Annotated in this window: 3 protein-coding genes; all 3 read right to left on the reverse strand. The window is 39.7% G+C overall.

The features are described from left to right. Positions 1–3,034, reverse strand: a 3,034-nt coding sequence (locus AC4PL9_RS11315) for a GEVED domain-containing protein (RefSeq protein WP_491604862.1), incomplete at its 3' end; no start/stop codon positions are given. A gap of 2 nt (positions 3,035–3,036) precedes the next feature. Next, the gene (locus AC4PL9_RS11320) at positions 3,037–3,699 is read right to left on the reverse strand and encodes a hypothetical protein (protein WP_491604863.1); all 663 of its coding nucleotides are present in this window, start codon (positions 3,697–3,699) and stop codon (positions 3,037–3,039) included. A gap of 326 nt (positions 3,700–4,025) precedes the next feature. Next, positions 4,026–5,654 carry a helix-turn-helix domain-containing protein gene (locus AC4PL9_RS11325; protein WP_491604864.1) on the reverse strand — a complete coding sequence of 543 codons (1,629 nt, stop codon included), beginning with the start codon at positions 5,652–5,654 and terminating at the stop codon, positions 4,026–4,028. Positions 5,655–5,747: the final 93 nt, after the last annotated feature.

Below are 5,747 nucleotides of genomic sequence, written 5' to 3' on the forward strand. Positions count from 1 at the left end.
TTTGACTTGCCAAATTAAGATCACAAGGGTTATCCGGGTCTGTACCATCAGTGACTTCATCTTCATTGGTCACGCCATCACCATCACAATCAACAGCATTCCAATCACCTCCCTGAGGTAGTGTGATACTTCCCGCTGTGTAATCACAAGGGTCATTTAGATCAGTTCCGTCGGTGGTTTCATCACCATTCGTTACCCCGTCTCCATCACAATCAGCAGCATTCCAATCACCTCCCTGAGGTAGAGTTACACTTGCGGCTGTATAATCACACGGATCATTCGGGTTCGTACCATCCGCTATTTCATCTTCATTGGTTACACCATCTCCGTCACAATCAACAGTATTCCACATAGCACCTACATCTGTGAGCACCTGACTTGCAGCACTATAATCACATGGATCATTCGGATTCGTTCCGTCTGTAATCTCGGTTCCGTTCGTCACTCCATCCTCATCACAATCCACATTATTCCAGTCACCACCTTGTGTTAAGGTTATACTTGTTATCGAATAGTCACACGGATCATTTAGATCTGTCCCATCCGTTATTTCATCTTCATTGGTCACACCATCTCCATCGCAGTCACCGGAACTCCATACCACATCAGGTGTCAGTGTCTGGTTAGCCAAAACCAATTCACATGGGTTTAGAGGATCTGTTCCATTTGTAACCTCAGTCCCATTTGTAACCCCATCTCCATCACAATCGGCATTCTCCCATGTTGCAACCGGTGGAATACTTTGGCTCGCAACAATGAAATCACATGGATCATTCGGATCCGTACCGTCCGTTACTTCATCGCCATTAATTACCCCATCTCCGTCGCAATCTCCATCCAACCAAATACTAGATTGAGCCAGAGTAATATTGGACGCTACTAAATCACACGGATCAAGAGGATTTGTTCCATCTGTAATTTCAGTTCCATTGATTACACCATCCCCATCACAATCACTTGTAACCCAATTTGCAGCAGGAGTAAGAGATTGACTCGTAATGATAAAGCTACATGGATCATTTGGATTGGTTCCATCCGCTATCTCATCACCATTTGTTACACCATCTCCATCGCAATCACCTGACGGATTTGAAGCAATATCCACATCTATGAAATAATCTTCTACTTCTCCATGAATAAGAGGCGAGAAGCTTCTTTCATCAATATTCGTTGTTCCCGGATCATCTGTCAATGCATTTGTGGAAATCCGGATACGCATGTATTTGTAACCACAAGAAGTTGTAACTCCAGTCCAACTCAGATTTATATTTTGAGGATTAACATCCGGTGCAAGACCTGTTGCAATAAAACTTTCATCTTCACTAAAAACACCATCATCATTCCAATCAATCCAGGCATAAATATTAGCCGGATCAGAAGAATTATTCATGTAGGTTAATGTCGTTGAGAAGTTCGGATTTGTAGCCGTGTGAATTAATGTTGCTTCCACCAATCCATCTTCATCAACACCATTTGCATTATCACCATTGACTCCCATGTTATTGGCTCCTGATGCAACATTATTATTCATTCCGTTATCAGGATCAGGAGGCAATGTCCCTAAATAGATTTCATCTCCACAAACATAATAATGCGTTGCAGGATTTCCATTTTCATAAGAAATCGGAGCATCACCTGCATCATACGTACTTGATCCACAAATAAACCCTTCCGGAGTATTCGCACAATCAAAACTTGTTATTTGGCTTCCGGAGTTAACTCCATCCCCCATCGAACCATTGATTTTATGTCCAACATAACAATAGCGGGTAGCACACTGTTTCATTGTAGCTGTTGTATGTCCACCTACCTCTACGTATGTCGCAATATCCCCGGGATTAAACCCCTGAGGAATTCTTGGTAAAGAATAAAAAGAAGTTCCTGTTGGTCCACCAACCATTCCATTGTTATTACTTCCCCAGGCATACACTTCCCCGCTGGTCAGAATACATGCTACTGCTCCCGTCTGCGTAGTCCATGCATCATGATCATTTCCTGCTACAAAGGTTACATTATCAAGGTCTCCTGTATTTGTAGGATTCTGAACAGGCACCCACCCCGCAGACTGCGCTGTATTATTCTGACCTAATTGTCCGCTGGTATTACCACCCAGTGCATATAGTTTTCCATCTGCTGGATCAATTGCAAAATAACTTGCTCGTGTTGAGGAAGGAAGACTTGATGGGTTTGTAGTAGAACAATCCCGTGTCATAGCTATCATTACAGGACTTCCCATAAAAGGCTTTGTCATTGGTGTAGCCCGATTACGTTCAGTTACAGCCGAACCATCTCCCAAGTAAGTTGCTGGTCCCCATGTATACCATTGTCCTGTAGTAGTCACTGCAAAAGCACCCGCAGAAGTTATCCGAAACTCTGTTACCCCACTTAACGGAGGGTTTCCTGTAATACTTCTGGTTACTCTTGACCAGTAATTATCCCCTGCTCCAGGTGTAGTTCCTCCAATCCCATTAAATGATGAGTGAGTAGCACTTACCCATACATCTCCTGAATGAGTAAGTATTACCAACGCACCAAATGCAGCAGACATGTTTTTCACATCCAGGGGAGTAACTCCAACAGGCATATCTATCTGAGAAAACCCGGCCATATTATCCAATCCTGTACCTATAGCAACACTGTTTGCACCCCAAGACCACAAACCGTCCGTAGATAATATAAAACCTTGAAAAGCGGTATTAACCCGAGTGGCAAGTGTTGCAAATAAAGGAATTCCCGTATAGGCATAATCCTCAGAAGGTGTTCCCGGATTTGGAGCAATTTGGACAGGTGTTAAATGATTGGACGTATTCCCACCATTTCCATTCGCATGGGCGCCACTACCCCAAATAAGAAATGTACCATCAGGACGTGTAGCAATTGTGGTGTGAAAACCTGACTGAATCTGATCATACGGCTGAAGGGGATTGCACCCTGACTGTTGTGTAAAACCGTTTGTTGTAAACAATGCCAAACACCCGGCTCCAATAAGCTTATATAAATACTTTGCTTTACTGAAAAGTAAATTCTTCTTCATGTTTAGTTTGTTATTGAATAATTAAAAAAAACAGCTTCACCTTTATCATCATAGACACGAAACTGAATGTTTCCCTGCTGAGATACTGATCCTGACAATTCAAAGGGAAGTAGGTTCTGCCCCTCTTTTAGTAAAGCTCTTCCATCTTTCAAACGCGAAGAAACACGCCCCACTCCTGTTGTTTGTACCTCACGCGTGGTATAATCATATGGTTTACTGTCATATGTTTTCACTTCTACAGGAACTGTCATGATCACTCCCGAGGCATCTCCGGTAGTAAGCGGTCTCGAAAAGCTGATTTTCTGTGTATCAAATATCATTTTCACATTACTTACTTCAACAAGAGCTGTTTCCGTTTTTGCTGGATGATCTCCATGCGCAGGAATCTGAAATGTGATCTGATATTTTCCCGGTTGAGAAAAAATTAAATCACCCGTTGTTTTTCCCGATCCTGAAGCTTTATTTACGCCTGACGCAGGCGAAACACTCCAGGAAGTAGTTATTTCGTGCTCCAGAGCCACGCCTGCTTCGATAGTATCACCATAGCTAATTGAGTAATGATGCTGAATGAGACTAATTTCATCTCCACATGTAACATGAGTCGGACCTGCATCCGCCAAAAAATAGAAGCACGAGACTCCTAACATTGTAAGTATTTGTTTCATTTTGTACTATTGATTAATTTAAGTGTGCCTAATTGTAAGAGTGCAAATATTTAGTATTTATGGCTTACATTTAAGAAGAACACTGTCCATATTCAGGAATACAGACAGCCTAAATAAGTTTTAAACCAATTGATTAGGCTTGGATACGGAATAGCTATCGGAATATTTCGATGAATTCTAAATAGAATGAAAACAGCTCTACAAAAGCATTACATAATGTACTTTTATAGAACAAAAAAATACGACTGCTAAAAAGAGAATAGGTATTCTGTTTAATGCTTGAATGGGATTCGAACTACATATTCAATTGATGATAGAACACTTGTTTACTTTTCGTTCTTACTTTTTTCCAGATAGGAAATAAAAGCAGAGGGAGAAAACCCGGTCACTGATTTAAAAACAGCTGAAAACTTACTGTGTGAAGAAAAACCGCATTCATTGGATAATACACTTAACTTATAATGAAGAAACGTCTCGTCTGTTTCCATTTTTTTAATAATGTAGTTAATCCGAAGTTCATTAATGTAGGTACTAAAATCTTTATTTTTATGCGTATTTAGTACATACGACAAGTATTTTGTGTTGGTATTCAGAATACCTGCCAAAACAGGAAGGGAGATTTGTTTGTCTGTAAACTTTATTCCTTTTTCAAACTCCTCCAGGTCATTAAGTAGTTTAGATTCGACAGCTTCCGACATAATTTTTTTCCGGACCTTTTTTTGCTCTTTTTTCTCAACAGATTCCGTCACTGTTTTACTCTGCTGTTCTTGTTGTATTTTTTTCATCACCGCTTTGAAACGTGCAAAATCACGTTTTTTACTACGTCGATAAAAGAAGATACTGGAAATCATTACAACCAACAATACGGACAATAACGTAAGTAAAACATTCCGATTGTAAGACAATGTCCGCTCCCGGGACTGAACAGAACTGATAAATTTATCAATGGATTGCTTTTTCTTTTTTTCACTCAATTGAAAAGCATCCATATATTTATCATGATAGACCGTATATTCACTGTAATTCCCAACCCACCTGAAATACTCAGAAAATGTTTTATACACCTCCACTTTTAACTCCAGATGATTGGAGTTCTCAACAAGTTGTTCCGCTTTCCTTAGACTCTCTATCGCTAACTCCGATTCTTTTTTTTCAAGATATACTCTTCCCAGTCCGCTATACACAAAACAGTTAAGAACTGCATCCCGCTGTGTCACATTACTGAGACTTTCCATAGAATTGCTGTAATGTAACAACGCCTCGTCCCATTTTTCCAGCCCGGTACAAATTCTTCCAAATAATTCCTCATTGGTTGCAAAAAAATAGTTTTTGTTCGTCTCGTCAGTGATACGATTAAAGTACTCTTCAGCTGTTAAAGCAGCTTTATAAGCTGCCTCATAATTTCCATGTTCAATTTCGTAATACGCCGTTTCCTCATAGATCATTCCCAGGTAAACAACTTTTTGCTGCTCTTCTTTAATTTTATCACTAACTTTTTTACCTTTCTCAAGATAAAATTCTCCCTGTTCAAAAAGTTCCAGATTTCTGTATTGCGTAGATAAGAACCCGGCTATTCTCGCCTCCCAATCATAGAATTTGTTACGAACTGCAATTTGATCCGCCATTTCGGCATATTGAATCGATTTTTTAATTTCTCCTTTTTGCTGAAAAAGAGTAGAAGACAACATTAGGGCTTTTAACTTATGTCTTTCCGATACTGAATGATTATACAGCGAATCTGAAATATCTATTGCCCGGTTCAGGTCTAAAGCAGCAATAGTAACTGCTGTTTCGAAATAAATACTATCGAAAACTTTATCAGTTACATATCCCTTCTCAGTTTTAGAGGGTTTGCCACACCCCATCATTAGTATAAACAGTATGAATAAAAACGAAATTGTTAATCCTTTCCTCCGTAAAGAGAACAAAGTTACTTCGTGGTTTTGTGTTAACATACTTTGTCTATACCGTTGAAATTATCTTCTGTGGCTTAAGATAACTGTGATTTTTATTAGGTGGATTCTATCCTCATTTCCATTGAGTTAAAC

Source organism: Wandonia sp., from assembly GCF_984588085.1.